The organism is Enterobacter sp. Taxon_2 (assembly GCF_058355295.1).
Window position 1 is genome coordinate 1,817,281 of sequence record NZ_CM178024.1, and the last position, 23,176, is coordinate 1,840,456.

A 23,176-nucleotide genomic window follows, 5' to 3' on the forward strand; every position below is an offset into this window, starting at 1 on the left:
CGTCCGGAGCCCGTGTGGATTATCCGTTAAAACGCGAGAGTGAGAAGGGCGTCAGATCAAACTGCGGCGTGATACCCTGAGCAAACTGTGCGGCGATTTCACCCAGCACGGAAGCGAATTTAAAGCCGTGGCCGCTCAGCCCGGTGATTAGCAGGGTGTTGTCATGCCCGGGCAGCGTATCAATGATGAAGTCTTCATCCGGCGTGTTGTCGTAGGTACAGGCCGCGCCATACAGCAAGCCACCGACGCCCGGAAGAATATTCCGCAGGAATGAGAAGGCTTCCGAACCATCCTGAGGAAAGGCGCCGAAAGGCTTACGCTCTTCAGGGGAGGTGATCGCCTGGCCCCCGTTGTGTTTACCAATTTTCAGCGCGTCTTTCTCGGAAGGGAAACCGTAGAACTGATCGCCATTCGGTAATTCCCCGGTGAAGGCCGGGAATTTATTCTGCGCGCTGTAGCGCCCATCTGACTGGAACCAGGAGAAGACCTTGCGCACCGGTTGGATCGGCAGCTCCGGCAGCAGGCGAGTGACCCAGGTTCCTGCGCTGACGAGCAGGCGGGAGGCTGAATAGTCGCCGTCAAGGGTCGTTACCGTGACGCCATTCTCGTCATGGGTGATGGCCTCCACCGGACAGTTAAACAGCTGTGCACAGCCAGCTTTCGCGGCAAGGTCGACCCAGGTTTTGATCGCTGTTTCACAATGCAGTACGCCGGAGTGGGCTTCAAAGAGGCCAATATAATCGTCCTGGACGCTAATTTCAGGCCAGCGCGCGGTTATGCCCGTTGCGTCCAGCTTCTCAACGTCCAGATTAAAGGCTTTCGCGCTGCGCTCGACGCCGGCAAGAAATTCCGAATGAGCCGGACCAAGGTTGATAACCCCGGTACGCTCGAAAATACGCTCTTCGGTCTGTTTCGCCAGTTCATCCCACAGCGTCTGGGCGCGAAGCACCAGCGGGACATAGCGCTCGCCTTCTCCATACGCATGGCGCATGAGGCGGGTATCGCCATGATGGCTGCCTTCCGCATGGGGAGGGAGGTGAGCATCGATCATCAGGACCTTCAGACCTGCCTGTGTTGCGTAATAACCGGCAGCGGAACCCACGGAGCCGCTACCAATAATGATTAAGTCGTATCTCATATGCATCTCATAAACTGACGTTTTGTTAGCAGAGTAATTAACAACGCGGAGTTAGACAAGGGAGAAATAAATAAGGCACCGCGAGGGTGCCTGTAGAGAGAAAAGTGGGCATAAGCTTAGTGCCGTTTATACTCATTTTCCTGATAGTCGCCAGATTCTATTTTTGCAATACCTGCCTCTAAAATAGAAATAAACTGACGGGCGACGTCTGTTGTTAGCCACAGCGTCTGTCCAACTTCCGCTTCTTCACGGTTGAGTTGATTCGGGGTCTGGTAGTGCAAACGCAGCATCAGCGCATCGTAGCTATCTACGGTACTGATATCCCAGCCAACAAGTGGATGGGTCTGGATCACTTCACTATTCTTTTCCATTATAACCCCCTTAATGCGTGTTAGAAGACAACGGCTTTGAGGTTCAATGCATGTTTTTCTGAAAGCATCTTCAGTATACCAAGTAATAAGGGTTCCGAAGGGAAAAATAAACAGGTGGCAACACATTTTTCTGCTTTTTAGGATTGTTCGAACAATAAAACACCATCTTGTTCACGATTCTTAAAGAAGATGCCGAATTAATTTGAACTTACCGTATTTTTAGACAAAAAAAAGCCGGGGCGACCCGGCAAAAAAACACAATGAGGGAGCAGTATTAATCTGTGATAAACCAGTCGTCTGCGCTTTCCCACGTTTCCTGCAGGATTTCGCTGATGCGATCTTTATCTTCTTTCGCCGCACCAATGACGGAGAGGTTGTTCGCCGCGGCGTAACGCACCGTTACGGCACCCGCGTTGTCGGGAAAGGTGTTGTTAATACGGCGGGATAATTCGCCTGCCAGTGCATCAAGTGCGCCGGCAGGCAGAACAGTTGTTTTGGCTATGGTGACTTCAATACGCATAAATGCCCCCTGTGTAATATACTGTTTATTTATACAGGTATATTATCGGTTTGACAACAAGGGGCATTGATTTTTTAACGTTTTACCGTCCAGTTAACGGTTTCGCCCGCCAGGAAGGGGATCAGCGTGTCATCCGTCAGCGCAATGGACTCCTCAACGTGGCTCGCTTTACGCTCCAGTTCGATGAAGCTGTCGTTGACCGGCAGGCCGTAGAAGCGCGGGCCATTAAGGGAGCAGAACGCTTCGAAATGTTCCAGCGCGTTCATCTCTTCAAATACGGTCGCGTAGCTGGCAAGCGCCGTTGGGGCGTTGAAGCAGCCTGCGCAGCCGCAGCTTGCCTCTTTACGGTGGCGGGCGTGAGGCGCGGAATCGGTGCCGAGGAACGCGCGGGAGAACCCGCTGGCAACCAGCTCGCGCAGCGCCTGCTGGTGGATGTTGCGCTTGAGAATCGGCAGGCAGTACAGGTGAGGGCGCACCCCGCCCACCAGCATGTGGTTACGGTTAAACATCAGGTGCTGCGGCGTAATGGTGGCGGCGATAAGATCGTTGCCGTCGCGCACGTACTCTGCCGCGTCTTTGGTGGTGATATGCTCAAAGACCACTTTAAGCGCGGGCAGGCGCTGGCGCAGAGGCTCCATCACGGTCTCGATAAACCGGGCTTCACGGTCAAAGATGTCAATTTCGGCATGCGTGACTTCACCATGGACCAGCAGCGGCATGCCCAGTTTCTGCATGCGCTCCAGAACCGGCATGATGGCATCAATGCTGGTGACGCCGTGGCTGGAGTTGGTGGTGGCATTCGCCGGGTAGAGTTTCGCCGCCGTAAATACGCCTTCGTTAAACCCACGCTCCACTTCGTTCGGGTCCAGCGAGTCGGTCAGATAGCAGGTCATCAACGGGGTAAAATCGTGTCCCGCAGGCACGGCATCCAGGATGCGCTGGCGATAGGCTATCGCGGCATCGACGGTGGTGACTGGTGGAACCAGGTTAGGCATGACAATCGCGCGGCCATAAATTTCGCTGGTATAAGGCACGACGGTTTTCAGCATATCGCCATCACGCAGATGGATATGCCAGTCGTCAGGGCGGCGGATTTTAAGAACCTGGGGTTGTGCAGTCATGGAAGCTCCGGCTTGTCAGGAATCAGTCATAAGGATGGCTGTTTTTGCCGGACACAAATCATAAGCGGAAACGTTTTCGTTTGCACACTTTTCCGTAAAAAAAAGGGCGCCGCAGCGCCCTTCAGGTTAATCGGTGAAAGGAATGATGATTTCACCCGGCTTAACCTCTATGCCTTTTGCGTATTTTTTCGCCAGGGCTTCGCCCTTGCTTTTATCTTCGCTTAAGACGTACGCGGGCTGCTGGTTGAAATAATTACGCAGCGACTGGTTGAGATAGGGCATCAGGGTTTGCAGAACCGGCGCCATCTTGTCCGGCGACACCTGCGCATCGACGACTTCCATCTCCTGGAGGAAAATCGCCCCTTTCTCTTTGTTGAAAATGGGAAGTGCCTTCAGCTTGAGCTTGATGTTGGCTTTCTGATTGCCAAAGAGGGAGGACATATCAAGATCCGCGTCACCGGCCAGGGTGACTTTGTTTGGCTCTTCACGTCCGATCTGGCTGGTCAGATTCGTGAGCACGATATGCGCGTCCGCCAGCCCCGGCACGCCAATGTCTTTAGAAAAATTGTTATGTTTTTCCAGCGCCTGATTAATTTCCTGTTCACTGACGGTATATTGCGTGAGCTGGTTACAGCCAACCAGCAGACCGCTGACAACTAATGCAGCGGCAAAGACGATTTTCTTCATAGTGTTCCTCAACGAAAAATCGGCGCTTCTGTCCTGTTACGCCAGTATGTCAGCGTGAATGGGCAGAAACCAGCAGAAAAAACTGAGAAGTGGGGCGGGAGGGACTCCCGCCCGAGGGAAAGGCTACGCGCCAGGCTCGAGCATGCCGCTCGCGCTGCGTTTCTGGCTGAACTGCCACCACAGGGCAAGGAGCGTCATAAAGCCCACCACGCCGAGCATCATCCACGGGAGTTCGGGCTGGTTTAACGCTTTGCCGGCATCAAACAACCAGCCGCCTCCGGCGTAACCTAATGCGCCGCCAAGCGCCAGCCCCAGCCGGCTGAAACCCATATAGCTGCCGCGCGCACGCGCATCCGCAAGGGAGGCGCTCAGCGTTTCACGGGCAGGCTCGGCGATGATCGACCCTATATAGAAGGTGCAAATCAGGGTAAACAGCTGCTGGAGAGAGTTCACCAGGCCGATTGGCATCATGCTCAGCGTCATCAGGAACAGCCCGGCCATCAGGCGATGCTCCAGACGAAAACGCCGTTCGCTCCAGCGGGCAATCGGATAAAGCAGCGTTAACGACAGGCAGGCTTCGATGGCGTACATCCATTTAACAGCAGCAGGCGTGCCAGCAATGTCGTTAACCATGATCGGCAGCATCAGCATGACCTGCACAGCCAGCATGTAGTAGCCCGTCAGGGTCAGCACATAGGTGACAAAACGTTTGTCGCGCAGGACGCGGCCAAGCCCTTCCCGGACAGGTGCTTTGACCGTCGACAGTTTCCAGGCGGGCAGGAACAGGCCATTAAACAGCGCGCACAGAATAAAGAGCACCGCCCCAGCCGCGCAGACCAGACGGAAGTCGTACTGCAGCAGCCAGCTTCCCAGCAGGGCGCCGACAACCGCCCCGGCGCTGTCCTGCATCATCAGAATCGAGAAGAAACGGCCGCGGTGCTGCGGGCGAATAAGCTTCACCACCAGCGCGGTGCGTGGCGGATCGAACAGCGTGCCCCCGATACCGGAGAGGAAACAGGAGAACCAGAGCAGCCACGGCTCCTGGGCGACCGCCATCGTGGCAAAGCCTGCCGCGCGCAGCAGCATACCGGTCACGATCATCGGTTTAGCGCCAAAGCGGTCGGCAATGGCCCCGCCAAAGACGCCCAGCCCCTGCTGGACAAACTGGCGTAATCCCAGAGCAATGCCGACCATTAATGCCGCCCAGCCCATTTGATCGACAAAGCGAATCGATATCAGCGGGAAAACGACAAAAAAGCCGAGCACGACCAGCATGTTATCGACGAGCAGGAAATATTTACCCAGGCTCCTGGCCTGTGATACGCGGGACATTTTCCCTCCAGGGAAAATAAGATGGTGAGCACGCTAACATTCTGCGGTGTCGCCGCGTTTTTTCCCACCCCTGAACGCGACAATATTTTTTTATCAAAAGGGTGCTTTGATAGAGAGTTCTCATCGAAAAGTGTGAAAAGAGGGCAAAATGGTATGTCACTGTTTTCACAGACGGCGCAGGCGCAGGTATAGTAAAGCTAATGGGTAAGCAGAAGTGACGGGAAGGAGTGGTATCGATGTTTGGCTATCGCAGTAATGTGCCAAAAGTGCGTCTGACAACGGACAGGCTGGTCGTTCGTCTGGTGCATGAGCGTGATGCCTGGCGTCTGGCGGATTATTACGCCGAGAATCGCCAGTTTTTAAAACCCTGGGAACCCGTTCGGGATGAGAGCCATTGTTACCCTTCCGGCTGGCAGGCGCGCCTAAGCATGATTACGGAATTTCACAAGCAGGGCAGCGCGTTTTATTTCGCGCTGCTGGATCCTGAAGAGAAAGAGATTATCGGGATCGCCAATTTTTCAAACGTGGTGCGGGGATCGTTTCACGCCTGCTACCTTGGCTACTCCATCGGTCAGAAATGGCAGGGGCAGGGGCTGATGTACGAGGCGTTAACGGTGGCGATCCGCTATATGCAACGCACGCAGCATATCCATCGCATCATGGCGAACTATATGCCGCATAATCAGCGCAGCGGCAATTTGCTGGCGCGTTTAGGGTTCGAGAAAGAGGGTTACGCCAAAGACTATCTGTTGATAGACGGAGAGTGGCGCGACCACGTTCTGACGGCATTAACCACCCGGGACTGGACCGCAGGTCGTTAAGGAGAAAAGATGAAGTATCAGCTAAACGGTACAGAAGCGCGCGTGATTGGGTGCTTACTCGAAAAACAGGTCACCACGCCGGAGCAGTATCCGCTCTCCGTCAACGCCGTGACCATGGCCTGCAACCAGAAGACCAACCGCGAGCCGGTGATGAACCTCAGCGAGCATGAGGTTCAGGACGTGCTCGATGCATTGGTAAAACGCCACCATCTGCGCACCGTCAGCGGCTTCGGCAACCGCGTGACCAAATACGAACAGCGCTTTTGTAACTCCGAATTTGGCGACCTGAAGCTGAGCAGTGCAGAAGTGGCGGTCATCACCACGCTGCTGCTGCGCGGGGCGCAGACACCGGGAGAGCTGCGCACGCGCGCTTCCCGTATGCATGAGTTCAGCGATATGCAGGAGGTCGAGCAGACCCTGGAAGGGCTAGCCGCGCGTGAAGACGGCCCTTACGTGGTGCGTCTGGCGCGAGAGCCGGGAAAACGCGAAAGCCGCTATATGCATCTGTTCAGTGGTGAAGTTGATATTTCAGTTAAATCCAGCGCAACCGATATTAGTGCTGGAGATGATGATTTGGTTGCCCGCGTAGAGGCGCTGGAAGACGAGGTCGCTGGGCTGAAACAGCGTCTGGATGCGTTGCTGGCACATTTGGGAGACTGACGGTGAAAAAATTACGCGTAGGCGTGGTGGGGCTGGGCGGCATCGCGCAAAAAGCCTGGCTGCCTGTTTTAGGTGCGGCGACGGACTGGACCCTGCAAGGGGCATGGTCACCCACCCGAGAAAAGGCAGAACGTATCTGCGAAACCTGGCGCATGCCGTATGCTGCCTCCCTGCAGGATCTGGCCCGCGAGTGTGATGCGGTTTTTGTGCATACCTCAACGGCAACCCACTATCAGGTGGTGAGCGAGCTGCTCAATTTGGGGGTTCACGTCTGCGTGGATAAACCGCTGGCTGAAAATGTTCAGGATGCCGAACGGCTGATTGAGCTGGCCGCGCGCAAAAAACTGACGCTGATGGTGGGCTTCAACCGCCGCTTTGCGCCGCTTTATCAACAGCTGAAGGCGCAGTCGGGCACGCTCGCCTCGCTGCGGATGGATAAGCACCGTACCGACAGCATTGGGCCAAACGATCTGCGCTTCACCCTTCTGGATGATTATCTGCACGTTGTGGATACGGCGCTGTGGCTCGCCAGCGACAATGCACAGCTGCAAAGTGGCACGCTACTGACGAACGAGCAGGGTGAAATGGTCTACGCCGAACATCATTTCGCGATTGACCATCTGCAGATCACCACCAGCATGCATCGTCGTGCGGGGAGTCAGCGTGAATCCGTCCAGGCCGTCACCGACGGCGCGTTGTACGAAATAACCGACATGCGTGAATGGCGGGAAGAGAAGGGCAGCGGCGTGGTGACGCTACCTGCCCCTGGCTGGCAGAGCACGCTTGAACAGCGCGGTTTTGCCGGTTGTGCCCGTCACTTTATCACCTGCGTGCAAAATCAGACGGTTCCTGAAACGTCCGGTGAGCAGGCCATTATGGCGCAGCGCATTGTGGAAAGGCTCTGGCGCGAGGCCATGAGCGAATAACTCGCTGTAACATCTGCGGATAGTAATTCGTTGAAATCCGGTTAGACTAAGCGCCGCTTGTTGGCTTTGCCGGGTGGCGCTTACGCTTACCCGGCTCACAAATCCGTATGGTTCTGGAAATTCACGTTAATGAACTTATTAAAATCGCTGGCGGCCGTCAGCTCGATGACCATGTTTTCCCGCGTGCTGGGTTTTGCGCGCGACGCCATTGTGGCAAGGGTATTTGGTGCAGGGATGGCCACGGACGCCTTTTTCGTCGCGTTCAAGTTGCCGAACCTGCTGCGTCGTATTTTTGCTGAAGGGGCGTTTTCCCAGGCATTCGTGCCTATCCTGGCGGAATATAAAAGCAAGCAGGGTGAAGACGCGACGCGCGTCTTTGTTTCTTATGTCTCCGGGCTGCTGACGCTGGCTTTGGCGGTGGTGACGGTACTCGGGATGCTGGCCGCGCCGTGGGTGATTATGGTGACCGCGCCCGGTTTTGCCGATACGGCCGACAAATTTGCGCTGACCTCGCAGCTGCTGCGCATTACTTTCCCCTATATTCTGCTCATCTCGCTGGCCTCGCTGGTGGGGGCGATCCTGAATACCTGGAACCGCTTCTCTGTACCGGCGTTTGCGCCGACGTTCCTTAACGTCAGCATGATCGGCTTTGCCCTGTTCGCTGCGCCGCACTTCAACCCGCCGGTACTGGCGCTGGCCTGGGCGGTGACCGTGGGCGGCGTGCTGCAGCTGGCGTATCAGCTGCCGCATCTGAAAAAAATCGGCATGCTGGTGCTGCCGCGCATCAACCTCAAAGATGCCGGGGCGATGCGCGTCATCAAGCAGATGGGGCCCGCCATTCTCGGCGTCTCCGTCAGCCAGATCTCGCTGATTATCAATACCATCTTTGCCTCGTTCCTCGTGTCCGGCTCGGTTTCCTGGATGTACTACGCCGACCGTCTGATGGAGTTCCCGTCCGGAGTGCTGGGCGTGGCGCTGGGGACCATCCTGCTGCCGTCGCTGTCGAAAAGTTTTGCCAGCGGTAATCATGATGAGTATTGCCGCCTGATGGACTGGGGGTTACGTCTCTGCTTCCTGCTGGCCCTGCCAAGCGCGGTGGCGCTGGGTATTCTGGCCAAACCGCTGACGGTGTCGCTCTTCCAGTACGGGAAATTCACCGCCTTTGATGCCGCCATGACCCAACGCGCGCTGATTGCCTACTCGGTCGGATTGATGGGGCTGATCGTCGTCAAGGTGCTGGCGCCCGGGTTCTACTCGCGTCAGGACATCAAAACGCCGGTGAAAATTGCCATTGTGACGCTGATTATGACGCAGCTGATGAACCTGGCGTTTATTGGTCCGCTGAAGCATGCGGGCCTGTCATTATCGATTGGTCTGGCGGCCTGTCTGAATGCCGGACTGCTGTACTGGCAGCTGCGCAAGCAGGATATTTTTACACCGCAGCCGGGCTGGGGAAGTTTCCTGGTGCGTCTGATCGTTGCGGTACTGGTGATGTCTGCCGCGCTGCTCGGCATGATGTACGTGATGCCGGAGTGGTCTCAGGGCACCATGCCCTACCGTCTGATGCGGCTGATGGCCGTGGTGGGCGTCGGGGTGGTGGCGTACTTTGCCACGCTCGCGGTGCTGGGCTTTAAAGTGAAAGAGTTTGCCCGCCGGACGGCATAAACGCCAAAAGGGGAGTTCACCTTATGGTGCTCCCCACTGCATGATTTGTCGCTGATGCGTCAAATCGAAATCTTTTTCACACCCGCAATACGCGCAGTCGCTGTCTGACCATCCGCACCGTACAGTCCGGTTTCTTTATGCGGTTTCAACACCTCAAGTGCCTGCTGATTACGCTCAATCTGACCTTCCAGTAGCCAGCCGTTATGCTGGTTAAGATCGCGCAGGTGCTGGGTTTTTTCGGTAATGGTCTGCCAGCGCTCAATAATATCGTCATTGGCGCTGCGCTTCGGATCCTGCTCAGCGCGGCGTTGTTGCTCCAGATAATCCAGCGTCGCCAGAAGCGAACTCTTATCTTCAGTAATACGCTGCAGCGCGCTGCCGTTGATGTGACCGGAAGAGAGATGCTGTTGTTCAGCGTCCATTACCGTTTTCAGGTCGTTCAGGACAACCGTCATTTGATCCAGTATTTCTGACAGTCGACTCATACGGTTAGTTACTCTGTAAGAAACTCTGTGCTTCCTGAATCAGGGCATCAGCGATCTTGCTGGTATCCATTTTCAGTTCACCGTTACGAATAGCCGTTTTCAGCGCTTCAACACGTTCCATATTGATATCGTTGGTGCCTGGCTGCATCAGTTTCGCCTGCGCATCGCTCAGGGTCACGCTGGTGCTGTTGGACGTTGACGGTTTTTCCAGACGCGTTTTCTGCGCAGGAGTGTCATTCGTTTCGCGAGGTTGTACAGCGCTTACCGGCTTCAGGGCTGATGTACGATCAATGCTCATAGTGTTGTCCTCATCGAGGGTTCGCGGCGTTTGCGCCTGACATCATCATTAGTGGAATATTTATCGGCACGCGCCGCGAAATCTTTAAAAAGATTATAGGTTAATCAGAATATTCCCATCAGAATCGACGGTTCCGCTCACCACCTGGCCTGAGGACATTCTGACGCGGATGTTTTGCGCCACCGCGGCATTGTTTAACGCTTTCCCTTCACTGTTGATACTAAAGCCCTCTCCGTTGGCCACCACCATCACCTGCTGGCCCGCTTTTATCCGCCATGCCTGGCGCAGCATTGAGAGCTGTATCGGCTGGCCTGGTGCAACATCACGCAGGCTGACGGCGTCCTGTGCCTGGTTTATTTCCAGCATGGTGCGTGGAGGCAGTTGATCCAGACGGCCGCGTTTTAACGTCACGCTGTTCGTCTGCAGTACGCTGCCGCGCGCAATGGGCACGGCGGCGACAACATAATTGCCCGTCGCCTGAACTGCAACCTGTAAATAGCGTTTTTCGTTGGCGCAGCGTGCCAGCACGTTCACATTTCCCCAAAGCTTTGTGAACCCCACCACGCTGAACGAAGGCTGGTCACACGTCGGGTACAGATTCGGTGGCGTGCGCACGGTAACGGTAACGTCATCGCTAAAGCCTGCCAGCTTCTCAGCAAAGAAAGCCGTCAACTGATCCTGTAAGCCTTCAGCCTGCACCAGCGGGCTAAACAGCCAGAAAATTGCCATCAGGCCACGTTTTAACGTTTGCATCGCAAGTTCCACCGTTTCCAGAGTTGAATGAATTCTACCTGCAGTGGTTTTGCATCAACGCAATAAATAGCGACGCATTTTGCGCTTATTCCGTCGATAGGGGAGACCGGGTGAGATTTAAGCTGTGAACTGAAATTTTGCCATCAGCGGAGGAGACATGCTCGATAAACTCGACGCCGCGTTACGTTTTCAGCAGGAAGCGCTCAATTTACGCGCCCAGCGGCAGGAGATTTTAGCCGCCAACATCGCTAACGCCGATACCCCGGGGTTTCAGGCGCGCGATATTGATTTTTCCAGTGAACTCAAAAAGGTGATGGAGCGTGGACGTGCCGAAGGAACGGGTGTTGCACTTGCCATGACATCCTCTCGCCATATTCCTGCTCAGGCGATGACCGCGCCAGCGACCGATTTACTTTACCGCATTCCCGATCAGCCCTCACTCGACGGTAACACCGTGGATATGGACCGGGAGCGTACCCAGTTTGCCGACAACAGCCTGAAATACCAGACGGGTCTGACCGTACTCGGCGGACAAATCAAAGGCATGATGAACGTCCTGCAGGGGGGGAACTGATAGATGGCCTTGCTGAATATTTTTGATATCGCCGGTTCGGCGTTAACCGCGCAGTCCAAACGCCTGAACGTGGCTGCCAGTAACCTGGCAAACGCCGACAGCGTCACCGGACCCGATGGCCAGCCTTATCGTGCCAAACAGGTTGTCTTTCAGGTCGATGCTGCGCCGGGCGCGGCGACGGGCGGCGTGAAGGTGTCTGATGTGGTAGAGAGCCAGGCGCCTGACAGGCTGGTGTATGAGCCGGGTAACCCGCTCGCGGATGCCAGCGGATACGTGAAGATGCCAAACGTGGATGTGGTGGGTGAGATGGTGAACTCCATGTCGGCTTCCCGTAGCTACCAGGCCAACGTCGAAGTGCTTAATACCGTGAAGAGCATGATGCTCAAAACACTCACTCTCGGCCAGTAAAGGAGACATGCATGTCCATCGCCGTAAATGTGAATGATCCTACGAACTCGGGTGTTAACAACACAAAGAGTACGACGGGTTCTAACTCCCTGACGGGGAGTAACGCCGCCGATCTTCAGGGCAGCTTTCTGACGCTGCTGGTGGCGCAGCTTAAGAACCAGGATCCCACCAACCCAATGCAGAACAACGAACTGACCACGCAGCTTGCGCAGATCAGCACCGTGAGCGGCATTGAGAAACTGAACACCACCCTCGGTTCCGTCTCTGGGCAGATTAACAGCGCCCAGTCTCTGCAGGCGGCAAGCCTGATTGGCCACGGGGTGATGATCCCGGGGACCACGATTCTGGCAGGCACCAGCACCACCGACGGCAATACCACCACGACGACCACGCCGTTTGGCGTTGAGTTGCAGCAGGCGGCGGAGAAAGTTACCGCAACCATTACCGACAGCAACGGCACGGTCGTGCGCACCATTGATATCGGTGAGCTGAAGGCGGGCGTTCACACCTTTACCTGGGATGGCAGCCTGACCGACGGCACGAAAGCACCAAACGGTTCCTACAAAGTAGCGATCAGCGCCAGCAACGGGACAACCCAGCTGGTAGCGCAGCCGCTGCAGTTCGCGCTGGTCCAGGGCGTGATTAAAGGAAGCGACGGCAACAAACTGGATTTGGGAACCTCGGGTTCCACCACACTCGACGAAGTTCGGCAGATTATCTAAGCCTTATCACTTATCAGGAGTAAGTCATGGCCTTTTCTCAAGCGGTCAGCGGCCTGAATGCTGCGGCCACCAACCTGGACGTCATTGGCAACAACATCGCCAACTCCGCGACCTATGGTTTTAAATCCGGTTCTGCATCATTTGCAGACATGTTTGCCGGTTCCAAAGTGGGTCTGGGCGTGAAGGTTGCGGGCATCACTCAGGACTTTAGCGACGGCACCACCACCAACACCGGTCGTGGTCTGGACGTTGCCATCAGCCAGAACGGTTTCTTCCGTATGGTTGATTCCAACGGCTCTGTGTTCTACAGCCGTAACGGTCAGTTCAAGCTGGACGAAAACCGTACGCTGGTGAACATGCAGGGCATGCAGCTGACGGGCTACCCGGTAGCGGGTACGCCGCCTACCGTTCAGACCGGTGCGAACCCTCAGGCGATTACTATCCCGAATACCCTGATGGCGGCAAAATCGACCACCACCGCGACGCAGCAGATCAACCTGAACTCAACCGACCCTGTTCAAACGGCCCCTTTCGATGCGACCAACCCGGACACCTATAACAAAAAAGGGACCGTGACCGTATTCGACAGCCAGGGTAACGCCCATAACATGTACGTCTACTACGTGAAGACGGCTGACAATAAATGGGATCTTTACACTCAGGACGGCAGCGTTGCGGGTTCTACAGCGGCCAAAGCGGCGCAGATGAACTTTGATGCGAACGGTAACCTGGCAGGTGTCTATAACTACGACGCTGCGGGTGTGCTGAGCGCAACGCCAAACGCCACGCCGGCCATTAACATCACCACGGGCTCCGTCAGCGGTGCAACGGCGGCGACCTTCTCCCTGAGTTTCCTGAACTCCATGCAGCAGAACACCGGTGCGAACAGCGTGGTGGCAACCAATCAGAACGGCTACAAGCCAGGCGATCTGGTGAGCTACCAGATCAACGACGATGGCACCGTGGTGGGAAGCTACTCTAACGAACAGTCTCAGGTTCTGGGTCAGATCGTGCTGGCAAACTTCGCCAACAACGAAGGTCTGAAATCAGAAGGCGACAACGTCTGGTCTGCCTCCCAGTCCTCCGGCGTGGCGCTGCTGGGTACCGCAGGCACCGGTAACTTCGGCAAGCTGACCAACGGCGCGCTGGAAGCCTCCAACGTGGATATGAGTAAAGAACTGGTGAACATGATTGTCGCGCAGCGTAACTATCAGTCGAACGCGCAGACCATCAAAACCCAGGATCAGATCCTCAACACGCTGGTTAACCTGCGTTAAGCGGCTAACAGGAAAGCGCAATGGATCACGCAATATATACCGCGATGGGCGCGGCAAGCCAGACGCTCAATCAGCAGGCCGTTACCGCCAGCAACCTGGCAAATGCCTCAACGCCGGGCTTTCGCGCGCAGCTTAATGCGCTGCGCGCGGTGCCGGTAGAAGGGCTTTCTCTGCCAACCCGTACGCTGGTGACGGCATCGACCCCTGGCGCAGATATGACGCCTGGGCAGATGGACTATACCTCACGCCCGCTGGATGTTGCCCTGCAGCAGGACGGCTGGCTGGCGGTGCAAACGGCCGACGGCAGCGAAGGCTATACCCGTAACGGTAACATCCAGGTGAGCGCGACGGGCCAGCTGACGATTCAGGGGCATCCGGTGATGGGGGAAGCGGGTCCGCTGACCGTGCCGGAAGGTTCTGAGCTGACTATCGCCGCGGACGGCACCATTTCGGCGCTGAACCCAGGTGACCCGGCCAACACCGTTGCGCCCGTCGGACGTCTGAAGCTGGTTAAGGCGGAAGGCAAAGAGGTGCAGCGTGGCGATGACGGCATGTTCCGTCTGACCCAGGCGGCGCAGGCGACGCGTGGTGCCACGTTACAGGCCGATCCGAGCATCCGCGTGATGTCCGGCGTTCTGGAAGGCAGTAACGTCAAGCCGGTCGAAGCCATGACCGACATGATCGCCAGCGCCCGCCGTTTTGAAATGCAGATGAAGATCATCAGCAGCGTGGATGAAAACGCGGGCAAGGCTAACCAACTTCTGGCTATGAGTTAACAGGACTCCTTATGATCAGTTCTTTATGGATCGCGAAAACAGGCCTGGACGCCCAGCAAACCAATATGGATGTGATTGCCAACAACCTGGCAAACGTGAGCACCAATGGTTTCAAGCGTCAGCGCGCCGTTTTCGAAGATTTGCTTTATCAAACCATCCGCCAGCCGGGGGCGCAGTCTTCTGAACAGACGACGCTGCCTTCGGGCCTGCAGATCGGTACCGGTGTTCGCCCGGTGGCCACCGAGCGTCTGCACAGTCAGGGCAACCTGTCTCAGACCAACAACAGTAAAGACGTGGCAATCAAAGGGCAGGGCTTCTTCCAGGTGCAGCTGCCTGACGGTACCTCTGCTTATACCCGCGACGGTTCGTTCCAGGTCGATCAGAACGGCCAGCTGGTGACGGCGGGCGGTTTCCAGGTCCAGCCTGCGATCACCATCCCGGCCAACGCCCTGAGCATCACCATCGGACGTGACGGTGTGGTCAGCGTGACCCAGCAGGGACAGGCCGCGCCGGTTCAGGTTGGGCAGCTCAACCTGACCACCTTCATGAACGATACCGGTCTGGAAAGCATTGGTGAGAACCTCTACACCGAAACGCAATCCTCCGGTACGCCAAATGAGAGCACCCCAGGCCTGAACGGTGCGGGCCTGCTGTACCAGGGCTATGTTGAAACCTCCAACGTGAACGTGGCGGAAGAGCTGGTGAATATGATCCAGGTTCAGCGCGCGTATGAAATTAACAGTAAAGCAGTGTCGACGACCGACCAGATGCTGCAGAAACTGACGCAACTCTAAGGTGTAGCCCGGTGCGGTAAACGCCGCGCCGGCTCCCTGTTTTCGAAGATGAAGGCAATGCAAAAAAACGCGGCGTTTCGTTATCCGATACTGACTGTTCTGGCTGTCACCCTCAGCGGGTGTGCTTTGATCCCGTCCAAACCATTGGTCCAGGGTGCGACGACTGCCCAGCCCGTTCCTGGCCCTGCGCCAGTGGTAAACGGCTCCATTTTCCAGACCGCGCAGCCGATTAATTACGGCTATCAGCCGCTGTTTGAAGATCGCCGTCCGCGTAACGTCGGCGATACATTGACCATTGTGCTGCAGGAAAACGTCAGCGCGAGCAAGAGTTCGTCGGCGAATGCCAGCCGCGATGGCAAAACCAATTTTGGCTTCGATACCGTGCCACGCTATCTCGAAGGGCTGTTCGGCAACGCGCGTGCTGATGTGAACGCGTCCGGCGGTAATACCTTTAACGGCAAAGGCGGCGCGAACGCCAGCAACACCTTCAGCGGTACGCTGACGGTCACGGTTGACCAGGTACTGGTTAACGGCAACTTACATGTTGTGGGTGAAAAACAGATCGCCATCAACCAGGGCACTGAATTCATTCGCTTCTCGGGCGTGGTTAACCCTCGCACCATCAGCGGCACCAACACCGTTCCGTCCACCCAGGTGGCGGATGCGCGCATTGAGTACGTCGGTAACGGCTATATCAATGAAGCGCAAAATATGGGTTGGCTGCAGCGCTTCTTCCTTAATTTATCGCCGATGTAAGCGAGGTGACCCATGTTTAAATCGATCTTCGCCGTGGCGCTTGCGCTGGTGGCAACGTTTGCCCAGGCTGACCGTATTCGCGACCTCACCAGCGTTCAGGGCGTACGTGAAAACTCCCTGATTGGCTACGGTCTGGTGGTGGGTCTGGATGGTACCGGTGACCAGACGACCCAGACGCCGTTCACCACCCAAAGCCTGAACAACATGCTTTCCCAGCTCGGCATTACCGTGCCGGCGGGAACTAACATGCAGCTGAAAAACGTGGCGGCAGTAATGGTCACCGCGTCCTACCCGGCGTTTGCGCGCCAGGGACAAACCATTGACGTGGTGGTCTCCTCAATGGGTAACGCCAAAAGCCTGCGCGGCGGTACGCTGCTGATGACCCCGCTGAAAGGCGTCGACAGCCAGGTCTATGCGCTGGCGCAGGGGAACATTCTGGTCGGCGGTGCGGGAGCATCCGCAGGTGGAAGCAGCGTGCAGGTGAACCAGCTGAACGGCGGACGTATCACCAACGGGGCGATCATTGAGCGTGAACTGCCGACTCAGTTTGGCGCGGGCAATACCATTAACCTGCAGCTCAATAATGAAGACTTCACGATGGCGCAGCAGATTGCCGATACCATCAACCGCAGCCGCGGCTACGGTAATGCAACGGCACTCGATGCGCGCACCGTGCAAATCCGTACCTCCACCGGCAGCAGCAACCAGGTGCGCATGCTGGCAGACATCCAGAATATGGAAGTGAACGTTCCGGTCCAGGATGCGAAGGTGATCATCAACTCCCGTACCGGCTCGGTGGTCATGAACCGGGAAGTGTCGCTCGACAGCTGCGCCGTAGCGCAGGGGAACCTCTCCGTGACGGTAAACCGCTCCGCGAACGTGAGCCAGCCGACTACGCCATTTGGTGGCGGTCAGACGGTGGTGACGCCGCAAACGCAAATTGATATGCGTCAGAGCGGCGGGTCACTGCAAAGCGTTCGCTCCAGCGCCAACCTGAACAGCGTGGTGCGTGCCCTGAACGCCCTGGGGGCAACGCCGATGGATCTGATGTCCATCCTGCAATCGATGCAAAGCGCGGGCTGCCTGCGCGCCAAACTGGAAATCATCTAATGCTGACCGATAGCAAACTGTTGACCAGTGCAGCCTGGGACGCCCAGTCGCTCAACGAACTGAAAACCAAAGCAGGTAAAGACCCGGCGGCGAACATCCGCCCGGTCGCCCGCCAGGTGGAAGGGATGTTTGTACAGATGATGCTGAAAAGCATGCGTGAAACCCTGCCGAAAGATGGGATGTTCAGCAGTGATTCAACGCGTCTCTACACCAGCATGTATGACCAGCAGATTGCGCAGCAGATGACTGCGGGTAAAGGCCTCGGTCTGGCTGACATGATTGTCAAACAGACCGAAGCCGCGCAGGGCATTCAGCCTCAGGAGCAGCCGCAGCAGGTGCCGATGAAGTTCGACCTGGAAACGGTGACCAGCTATCAGAACCAGGCCCTGACGCAGCTGGTGCGTAAAGCGATGCCAAAAGCCACGAGCAGCGGCGATGAGCCGCTCTCCGGTGACAGCAAAGACTTCCTGGCGCAGCTTTCTCTGCCTGCGCGTCTTGCCAGCGAACAGAGCGGCGTGCCGCATCACCTGATTCTGGCGCAGGCCGCGCTGGAGTCGGGCTGGGGTCAGCGTCAGATCCGCAAGGAAAACGGCGAGCCGAGCTTCAACATCTTCGGCGTGAAGGCCACCTCCAGCTGGAAAGGGCCGACAACGGAGATCACGACCACCGAATACGAGAACGGTGCGGCGGTGAAGGTCAAAGCCAAATTCCGCGTCTACAGCTCTTATCTGGAAGCCTTGTCCGATTATGTCGGCCTGCTGAGCCGAAATCCGCGTTATACCGCCGTTACGCAGGCGGCGACGGCGGAGCAGGGTGCTCAGGCGCTGCAAAACGCGGGCTACGCGACTGACCCGAACTATGCACGTAAGCTCACCAGCATGATCCAGCAGCTGAAATCCATGGGCGAGAAGGTCAGCAAAGCCTATAGCACAGATATCGAAAATCTGTTCTGAAAGTTCTCAAGTCCCGGTGGAGGTTGCCGATAACCTTCATCAGGACTCGTGTCTGAACGTATAAAAGGAACCCCCATGTCCAGTTTGATTAACAGCGCCATGAGTGGCCTCAGTGCTGCTCAGTCGGCACTCAATACCGTCAGTAATAATATTTCAAGCTATAACGTGGCAGGTTACACCCGCCAGACCACGGTGCTGGGCGCATCTAACAGCACGCTGACCGGCGGTGGCTGGGTGGGTAACGGGGTGTATGTCTCCGGTGTCCAGCGTGAGTATGACGCCTTCATCACCAACCAGCTGCGCGCCGCGCAGACGCAGAGCAGCGGTCTGACGACGCGCTATCAGCAGATGTCAAAAATTGACGATGTGCTCTCCGATACCACCAACTCGCTCTCTACCACCCTGCAGGATTTCTTCAAGAGTCTGCAAACGCTGGTGAGCAACGCGGAAGATCCGGCTGCACGTCAGACGGTGCTGGGGAAAGCGGGCGGTCTGGTCAATCAGTTTAAAACCAACGATCAGTATCTTCGTGACCAGGATACGCAGGTCAATACCGCCATCTCAAGCAGCGTATCTCAGATCAACAACTACGCGACGCAGATTGCGAATCTGAACGATCAGATTTCTCGTTTGACCGGCGTCGGTGCGGGCGCATCGCCTAACGACCTGCTCGACCAGCGCGATCAGCTCGTGACTGAACTGAACAAAATCGTGGGCGTGGAAGTCTCCGTACAGGATAGCGGCACGTTTAATATCTCTCTCGGCAATGGTTACAGCCTGGTGCAGGGCAGCAAAGCCAGCCAGCTGGCTGCGGTGAAGTCCAGCGCCGATCCGGCGCGTACGACCATCGCCTACGTCGATGACGTGGCGGGTAATATTGAGATCCCCGAGAAATTTATCACCACCGGTTCTTTAGGCGGTTTACTGACCTTCCGTAATGAAGATCTGGATAAAGCGCGTAACACTCTGAACCAGATGGCGCTGGCCTTTGCCGATGCGATGAACACGCAGCATGAAGCTGGTTTTGATGCAAACGGTGATGCGGGCGGTAAGCTGTTCAACTTTGGTTCTCCTGCGGTGCTGTCCAACAGCAAGAACGGCGGATCGGCGGTTGTTACGGCCTCTGTGGCGGACAGCAAACAGGTCCAGGCGACTGACTATAAGCTGCAGTTTAACGGCACTGACTGGACGGTCACCCGCACATCAGACAAAACCAGCTTTACGATGAGCCCGGATGCCAGCGGTAATCTGTCGTTTGATGGCCTTAACGTCAACGTGAGCGGTACGGCAAATACCAAAGACAGTTTCACCGTGAAGCCGGTTTCCAACGTCATCATGAACATGGATCTGGCGATCAGCGACGAGTCCAAACTGGCGATGGCGTCGGTACAGAACGGCGGCGAAAGTGACAACCGTAACGGCCAGAAACTGCTCGATCTGCAAAATGGCAAAGTGGTGGGTGGAAATAAAACCTTCAACGATGCGTATGCCTCTCTCGTCAGTACCGTCGGTAGCACCACGGCGTCACTGAAGGTGAGCAGCCAGACGAAAGCCAATGTGGAAACGCAGTTAATCAAGCAGCAGCAGACCATCTCTGGGGTAAACCTCGACGAAGAGTATGGCAATTTGCAGCGTTATCAGCAGTATTACCTAGCGAACGCCCAGGTTCTCCAGACTGCCAGTACGCTCTTCGATGCAATTATCAACATTCGTTAAGGTTGAGGTGAATAATGCGTATTAGCACCCAGATGATGTATGAGCAGAACATGCGCGGGATCACTGACTCCCAGAGCAGATGGCTGAGCTACGGTGAGCAAATGTCCACCGGTAAGCGCGTTAACCGTCCTTCGGACGATCCTATCGCCGCGTCGCAGGCCATCGTTCTGTCGCAATCTCAGTCGCAAAACAGCCAGTTCGCGCTTGCGCGTACCTTTGCAACGCAGAAGGTCTCGCTGGAAGATAACGTGTTAACCCAGGTGAACACCGCAATCTCAAGCGTGCGCGAGAAGTTAGTTTACGCGTCGAACGGCACATTAAGCGATGACGACCGCCTTTCTCTGGCGACCGATATCCAGGGGATCCGCGATCAGCTGATGAACCTGGCCAACACGACGGATGGCAATGGTCGCTTTATCTTTGCGGGATACAAAACCGAGAGCGCACCGTTTGATGCCGTGACCGGAGATTATAACGGCGGCGCAGAGGCCATCTCGCAGCAGGTTGATACGGCGCGAAATATGACCATTAGCCATACCGGACAGCAAATTTTCGAAAGCATTACCAGTAATGCGGAACAGCTGCCGGGCGGTGGATATGGCCAGACCAACATGTTCAAAATCCTGGATTCTGCCATTGCGTCCCTGAAGACACCGATTGAGAACGATCCGGCTGCCGCAACGGCGCAAAACCAGGTGATTGCCAATGCGCAGATCGGCATCAAAAACGCCCAGAACAACGTCCTGACGGTCGTTGCGGATGTGGGAACCAAGATGAACGAACTGGAAAAACTCGATACGCTGGGAGATGACCGCGCCCTGGGTCAGACTAAGCAGATGAGTGATCTGGTAGATGTCGACTGGAACGAAGCGATTTCCTCTTACACCATGCAGCAGGCGGCCTTGCAGGCGTCTTATAAAGCGTTTAGCGATATGCAGGGCATGTCTCTGTTCCAGCTGAACAAATAACATCTTGACCTCTTGGAACATGTCTTGAAACTGGGCATGTTTTACTGCCCAATCCGTCTGGATTGGGCATTTTTTTTATGCGGCCTCTGCCGGTACGGAGGCGACACGCGCGCTTTCTATCAGACGGATGGTCAGCGCAATGGCGCCACTGACTGTCGACAGAGCGACCACACCCGTCCAGCCAGCCAGCGAGTAGATATTGCTGCCTAACGCGGAGCCCAGCGCCATCCCGATAAAGACCACCGTAAAGAGCAGGGCATTGAGACGACCACGCGCCTGCGGTTCAAGGCTGTACACCAGGTTTTGGTGAGCGACCAGGCTGGACTGCAGACCCAGGTCAAACCCGACGGCAGAGACGGCGATCAGCATCAGCTGTCCATGAACGCTCAACGCGGGCATCAGGAACATCAAGGCGAATGAAACGGTCACTAGGACGGCACCAAGCTGCGTAACTTTTCCTGCGCCCAGTTTGTCCGCCAGACCACCCGCCAGCGGGGCGGCTAATGCACCGGCGGCACCCGCAATACCAAATCCACCCGCTACGGCACTGCCAAGGTGATAGCGTTCCAGCAGCATGACCGCGAGCGTTGACCAGAAGGCGCTGAAGGCAATCGACAGAAAACCCTGAGCCAGCGCCGCGCGGCGCAGCGCCGGATAACGACGCCACAGATGTTCCATTGAACGCATCAGCGCGGGATAGCTCAGCGTGGAGTGAATGGCAAAACGGGGAAGCACAAACCACATCATCACCCCGATGAACGCAATGCTCGCCGCCGCCAGCTGGTACATGACGCGCCAGCCAAACGCTTCGCCCACTACGCCGCTCACGGTTCTTGATAATAAGATACCCATCAGCAGCCCGGTCATTACCGTGCCCACGGTTTTCCCCTGTTTACCTTCTGGTGCAAGAATCGCCGCAGCAGGGACGATATCCTGTGCCATGGTGCCGGCCATGCCGATGAGCAGGCTTGCCAGCAGCAGAGAATGGATCTGCCCGGTCAGGCTACAGCCGAGAAGAAACAGCGCCAGCGCTGCGCTTTTAATCAGAATTAACGTCCTGCGGTCGTGGCGATCGCCCAGGGGAAGCAGGAACAGGATACCGAGCGCATAGCCTGCCTGAGTTAACGTTGGGACCAGACCCATACCTTCAATGCTCAGATGCAGATCGGCACCCATCAGCGGCAGCAGGGGCTGCGCGTAATAGATTGATGCCACGCTGAAACCGGCCCCCAGAGCCAGCATAAAAATCACCCAGCGGCTTACAGCATGGGGAGTCGTTGTTGTGTTCATAAGTTGTTCCTCATTCGTCGTGTGCGGCTATTTTTTATCAGTACGCCTTGCGACGGTAGCGGGCCCGGTGGTAAAACGCTTATACGTTTAACGTATAAGTGAAAATGCAATGAAAAGAGCTGAGCGTATAGACAGGGTGGAGCTAATGCGGACGTTTGTCCGGATAGTGGAGGCGGGTTCCCTCTCTGCGGCGGCACGGCAGCTGGCCACCACCCAGGCCACGGTGAGCAGACGGCTACAGTCGCTGGAGACCATGCTGGGCGTGCGCCTGATATTGCGCACCACCCACACGACGCGGCTGACGGATGATGGCGAACGCTGCTACCAGCACGCTCGTCGGGTGATTGACAGCTGGCTGGCGCTGGAAGATGAGGTGGGGCAGACGGAAGATGAGCCCGTAGGCGTGCTGCGGGTGCGGGCACCCCACGCGTTTGGTCAGGATCAGCTTCTGAAACCCGTAACCGAATTTTTGCAACGCTATCCGCAGCTTTCGATTGAGTGGATGCTCAACGATCGCTCGGCGGACTTCCTCGGCGACAACCTTGACTGCGCTATTCGGGTGGGCGTGGAGGTCGATCCGGCGACCGTATCCGTGCTGCTGGCGGAAGTGCCGCGCTCGGTAGTCGCCTCTCCGGCACTGCTGGCCCGCTTCCCGGCGGTGAATACGCCGGAAGATTTGCAGCAGTTTCCCTGGATAGCGATCAGCTCTTTCTACCAGCGCCACGTGGAGCTATTTCATGATGCCTCGCCCACCACCGCGCGGATTGCTATTACGCCACGCCTCAGCACCGACAGCCTGTATGTCGCACGCAATACGGTGCTCACCGGTCTCGGTGTGGCGGTGGTATCCAGCTGGACGGTACAGGATGATATTCGGGAAGGGCGGTTGGTGCATTTGCTGCCGGAGTGGCAGCCAGCGGCGCTGCCGGTGCATCTGGTTTACCCCTGGTCCCGTTATTATCCGGCACGCTTGCGGCGTTTTCTGGAGCTGATGCGGCAGGTCATGCCGGAGGTCTCCGGGATGAGAAGGCCTGTGCAGCAGCCATAAAAAAAGC

The 23,176-nt window shown here is 56.5% G+C and carries 26 protein-coding genes; 16 read left to right on the forward strand and 10 right to left on the reverse strand.

Features of this window, described 5'->3' with window-relative positions; translation table 11 throughout:
* Positions 1 to 19: 19 nt before the first annotated feature.
* The 6 genes from solA to mdtH form a co-directional block, all read right to left on the reverse strand.
* Positions 20 to 1,138 carry an N-methyl-L-tryptophan oxidase gene (solA, locus tag AC4IC4_RS08530; protein ID WP_491472548.1) on the reverse strand — a complete coding sequence of 373 codons (1,119 nt, stop codon included), beginning with the start codon at positions 1,136 to 1,138 and terminating at the stop codon, positions 20 to 22.
* Between the two features lie 116 nt (positions 1,139 to 1,254).
* Positions 1,255 to 1,509, reverse strand: a complete 255-nt coding sequence (bssS, locus tag AC4IC4_RS08535) for a biofilm formation regulator BssS (RefSeq protein WP_008500827.1) — start codon at positions 1,507 to 1,509, stop codon at positions 1,255 to 1,257.
* A 274-nt stretch (positions 1,510 to 1,783) separates the two neighbouring features.
* On the reverse strand, positions 1,784 to 2,029 hold the full coding sequence (gene dinI / locus AC4IC4_RS08540) for a DNA damage-inducible protein I (RefSeq protein ID WP_008500826.1): 246 nt from the start codon (positions 2,027 to 2,029) through the stop codon (positions 1,784 to 1,786).
* 74 nt (positions 2,030 to 2,103) lie between these two features.
* The gene (gene pyrC, locus AC4IC4_RS08545) at positions 2,104 to 3,150 is read right to left on the reverse strand and encodes a dihydroorotase (RefSeq protein WP_032650832.1); all 1,047 of its coding nucleotides are present in this window, start codon (positions 3,148 to 3,150) and stop codon (positions 2,104 to 2,106) included.
* A 126-nt stretch (positions 3,151 to 3,276) separates the two neighbouring features.
* Positions 3,277 to 3,837, reverse strand: coding sequence for a lipoprotein (locus AC4IC4_RS08550; protein ID WP_491472549.1), 561 nt, complete (start codon positions 3,835 to 3,837; stop codon positions 3,277 to 3,279).
* A gap of 123 nt (positions 3,838 to 3,960) precedes the next feature.
* Complete coding sequence (gene mdtH / locus AC4IC4_RS08555; RefSeq protein WP_024909006.1) at positions 3,961 to 5,169, reverse strand: multidrug efflux MFS transporter MdtH; 1,209 nt, start codon at positions 5,167 to 5,169, stop codon at positions 3,961 to 3,963.
* 236 nt (positions 5,170 to 5,405) lie between these two features.
* Here mdtH and rimJ point away from each other — a divergent pair, with 236 nt between their 5' ends.
* The 4 genes from rimJ to murJ all read left to right on the forward strand — a co-directional run bounded on the left by rimJ (position 5,406) and on the right by murJ (position 9,241).
* On the forward strand, positions 5,406 to 5,990 hold the full coding sequence (gene rimJ, locus AC4IC4_RS08560; protein ID WP_008500822.1) for a ribosomal protein S5-alanine N-acetyltransferase: 585 nt from the start codon (positions 5,406 to 5,408) through the stop codon (positions 5,988 to 5,990).
* A gap of 9 nt (positions 5,991 to 5,999) precedes the next feature.
* The gene (locus tag AC4IC4_RS08565; protein WP_491472550.1) at positions 6,000 to 6,650 is read left to right on the forward strand and encodes a YceH family protein; all 651 of its coding nucleotides are present in this window, start codon (positions 6,000 to 6,002) and stop codon (positions 6,648 to 6,650) included.
* 2 nt (positions 6,651 to 6,652) lie between these two features.
* On the forward strand, positions 6,653 to 7,576 hold the full coding sequence (locus AC4IC4_RS08570; protein WP_491472551.1) for a Gfo/Idh/MocA family protein: 924 nt from the start codon (positions 6,653 to 6,655) through the stop codon (positions 7,574 to 7,576).
* 129 nt (positions 7,577 to 7,705) lie between these two features.
* A complete protein-coding gene (murJ, locus tag AC4IC4_RS08575; protein ID WP_024909009.1) occupies positions 7,706 to 9,241 on the forward strand; it encodes a murein biosynthesis integral membrane protein MurJ in 1,536 nt (511 codons plus the stop codon).
* Between the two features lie 59 nt (positions 9,242 to 9,300).
* Here murJ and flgN read toward each other — a convergent pair whose 3' ends face one another.
* The 3 genes from flgN to flgA form a co-directional block, all read right to left on the reverse strand.
* Positions 9,301 to 9,726: a flagella biosynthesis chaperone FlgN gene (gene flgN / locus AC4IC4_RS08580; RefSeq protein WP_008500818.1), complete on the reverse strand. Its 426-nt coding sequence runs from the start codon at positions 9,724 to 9,726 to the stop codon at positions 9,301 to 9,303.
* Positions 9,727 to 9,730: 4 nt separating this feature from the next.
* The gene (flgM, locus tag AC4IC4_RS08585; protein WP_032650838.1) at positions 9,731 to 10,024 is read right to left on the reverse strand and encodes a flagellar biosynthesis anti-sigma factor FlgM; all 294 of its coding nucleotides are present in this window, start codon (positions 10,022 to 10,024) and stop codon (positions 9,731 to 9,733) included.
* Between the two features lie 93 nt (positions 10,025 to 10,117).
* A complete protein-coding gene (gene flgA, locus AC4IC4_RS08590) occupies positions 10,118 to 10,777 on the reverse strand; it encodes a flagellar basal body P-ring formation chaperone FlgA (RefSeq protein ID WP_024909011.1) in 660 nt (219 codons plus the stop codon).
* 157 nt (positions 10,778 to 10,934) lie between these two features.
* On the opposite strand from flgA, the gene flgB reads away from it, so the two are divergent.
* The 11 genes from flgB to flgL all read left to right on the forward strand — a co-directional run bounded on the left by flgB (position 10,935) and on the right by flgL (position 20,831).
* On the forward strand, positions 10,935 to 11,351 hold the full coding sequence (flgB, locus tag AC4IC4_RS08595) for a flagellar basal body rod protein FlgB (protein ID WP_023311135.1): 417 nt from the start codon (positions 10,935 to 10,937) through the stop codon (positions 11,349 to 11,351).
* A gap of 3 nt (positions 11,352 to 11,354) precedes the next feature.
* Positions 11,355 to 11,759: a flagellar basal body rod protein FlgC gene (gene flgC / locus AC4IC4_RS08600; RefSeq protein WP_008500814.1), complete on the forward strand. Its 405-nt coding sequence runs from the start codon at positions 11,355 to 11,357 to the stop codon at positions 11,757 to 11,759.
* Between the two features lie 11 nt (positions 11,760 to 11,770).
* On the forward strand, positions 11,771 to 12,481 hold the full coding sequence (flgD, locus tag AC4IC4_RS08605; RefSeq protein WP_473713173.1) for a flagellar hook assembly protein FlgD: 711 nt from the start codon (positions 11,771 to 11,773) through the stop codon (positions 12,479 to 12,481).
* 26 nt (positions 12,482 to 12,507) lie between these two features.
* Complete coding sequence (gene flgE, locus AC4IC4_RS08610) at positions 12,508 to 13,758, forward strand: flagellar hook protein FlgE (protein ID WP_473713174.1); 1,251 nt, start codon at positions 12,508 to 12,510, stop codon at positions 13,756 to 13,758.
* A 20-nt stretch (positions 13,759 to 13,778) separates the two neighbouring features.
* Positions 13,779 to 14,534 carry a flagellar basal body rod protein FlgF gene (locus AC4IC4_RS08615; RefSeq protein ID WP_008500811.1) on the forward strand — a complete coding sequence of 252 codons (756 nt, stop codon included), beginning with the start codon at positions 13,779 to 13,781 and terminating at the stop codon, positions 14,532 to 14,534.
* Between the two features lie 11 nt (positions 14,535 to 14,545).
* Positions 14,546 to 15,328: a flagellar basal-body rod protein FlgG gene (gene flgG / locus AC4IC4_RS08620; protein ID WP_008500810.1), complete on the forward strand. Its 783-nt coding sequence runs from the start codon at positions 14,546 to 14,548 to the stop codon at positions 15,326 to 15,328.
* A gap of 57 nt (positions 15,329 to 15,385) precedes the next feature.
* The gene (flgH, locus tag AC4IC4_RS08625; RefSeq protein WP_024909015.1) at positions 15,386 to 16,084 is read left to right on the forward strand and encodes a flagellar basal body L-ring protein FlgH; all 699 of its coding nucleotides are present in this window, start codon (positions 15,386 to 15,388) and stop codon (positions 16,082 to 16,084) included.
* A gap of 12 nt (positions 16,085 to 16,096) precedes the next feature.
* The gene (locus AC4IC4_RS08630) at positions 16,097 to 17,194 is read left to right on the forward strand and encodes a flagellar basal body P-ring protein FlgI (RefSeq protein WP_024909016.1); all 1,098 of its coding nucleotides are present in this window, start codon (positions 16,097 to 16,099) and stop codon (positions 17,192 to 17,194) included.
* A complete protein-coding gene (gene flgJ / locus AC4IC4_RS08635; RefSeq protein ID WP_032650844.1) occupies positions 17,194 to 18,147 on the forward strand; it encodes a flagellar assembly peptidoglycan hydrolase FlgJ in 954 nt (317 codons plus the stop codon). Before AC4IC4_RS08630 ends, flgJ begins: the two co-directional genes overlap by 1 nt.
* 75 nt (positions 18,148 to 18,222) lie before the next feature.
* Positions 18,223 to 19,863, forward strand: a complete 1,641-nt coding sequence (gene flgK / locus AC4IC4_RS08640) for a flagellar hook-associated protein FlgK (protein WP_032650846.1) — start codon at positions 18,223 to 18,225, stop codon at positions 19,861 to 19,863.
* A gap of 14 nt (positions 19,864 to 19,877) precedes the next feature.
* Positions 19,878 to 20,831, forward strand: a complete 954-nt coding sequence (gene flgL / locus AC4IC4_RS08645) for a flagellar hook-associated protein FlgL (RefSeq protein WP_024909019.1) — start codon at positions 19,878 to 19,880, stop codon at positions 20,829 to 20,831.
* A gap of 75 nt (positions 20,832 to 20,906) precedes the next feature.
* Here the strand turns inward: flgL and AC4IC4_RS08650 are convergent, their stop codons facing one another.
* Positions 20,907 to 22,121 carry an MFS transporter gene (locus AC4IC4_RS08650; protein WP_491472552.1) on the reverse strand — a complete coding sequence of 405 codons (1,215 nt, stop codon included), beginning with the start codon at positions 22,119 to 22,121 and terminating at the stop codon, positions 20,907 to 20,909.
* Positions 22,122 to 22,230: 109 nt separating this feature from the next.
* Between AC4IC4_RS08650 and AC4IC4_RS08655 the strand changes: the two genes are divergently transcribed.
* Positions 22,231 to 23,169, forward strand: a complete 939-nt coding sequence (locus tag AC4IC4_RS08655) for a LysR family transcriptional regulator (RefSeq protein WP_491472553.1) — start codon at positions 22,231 to 22,233, stop codon at positions 23,167 to 23,169.
* Positions 23,170 to 23,176: the final 7 nt, after the last annotated feature.